This is a genomic window from Mesorhizobium sp., from assembly GCF_005063415.1.
In the GTDB taxonomy this organism is placed as follows: Bacteria; Pseudomonadota; Alphaproteobacteria; order Rhizobiales; family Rhizobiaceae; genus Mesorhizobium.
Genome location: NZ_SUEG01000154.1, coordinates 1,255 through 2,140 on the forward strand (window position 1 = coordinate 1,255; position 886 = coordinate 2,140).

The 886-nt window shown below is 61.3% G+C and carries 1 protein-coding gene; it reads right to left on the reverse strand.

Features of this window, described 5'->3' with window-relative positions; all coding sequences use genetic code 11:
• Positions 1-16: 16 nt before the first annotated feature.
• Positions 17-886, reverse strand: an 870-nt coding sequence (locus tag E5W70_RS26885; protein WP_292664174.1) for a beta-glucosidase, incomplete at its 5' end; no start/stop codon positions are given.

The window sequence follows — 886 nt, forward strand, 5'->3', positions numbered from 1 at the left end:
GTTCCGACCGGCGGGACTACGCCGCGCTTGCTGGTTCTTTTTCAAAGACCTCGAACAATCGGCGCTGGCGCTCCAACTCGTCCGCAAGTGGCTTGCGAAGAGTGCGCGAGCCGTCCGCATGGATAGTGGAGAACAAGCCGACTTCGGCGTGGCGCGAATTGTCCCAACCTGGGTAGGCTGTCACGGGATAAAGGCATATACCCTGGATAGGTGCCCCGAGGCTGGTCGCGTCGCGCACTTCGTCGCAAACGTAGTGAAGCCAGGCCGGCCGACCGGATCCTTCGGCGCCGGTCTCGGCGATGAACATCGGCTTGTTGTATCGCTCGGCGACCTCGACCAGCATTTCCGAAAGTGCACGGTATTCGTGGTGCCCCATCGGTATCGTTGGGCCATTCAAGTACCATTGGTTGTGCGGATAGAAGTTGAGGCCGATGACGTCCACAACGTCCTCGCTGCCGCCCAACTCCGCCTCCACGCGCCCGATCAGCATGTCATACGCCTCGAATTGCCCCTGGCGAGCATTTTCGGCGCGCCGCCGCTCGGGGCGAGTACGGTCACGAGGAGCAATATGGATCAGCGGTTCAGCCCAGATGAACCTGCATCCGGGTTCGGCCTCCCGCATCGCCCTCACGCCGGCGACCGCAGCTTTGACAAGGTGTCGTTTGAACCATCCACGCTTGTTCGGCCCGACGCGGGGGAAATAGCCGACCTCCACCGCCCATGCGAAAAACGAAATCTCGTTGATCGGGCACACCAGGGGAGCCACGCCAGTAACGGAGCGATGAACCCGAACAGCTTCCGCAGCGAAACGGACGTAGGCGTCGATAAAGCCCGGGCCACCTTGGTCGATGTGGTCTGGCGAGCCATAGTGGAAGATATCCCAGAT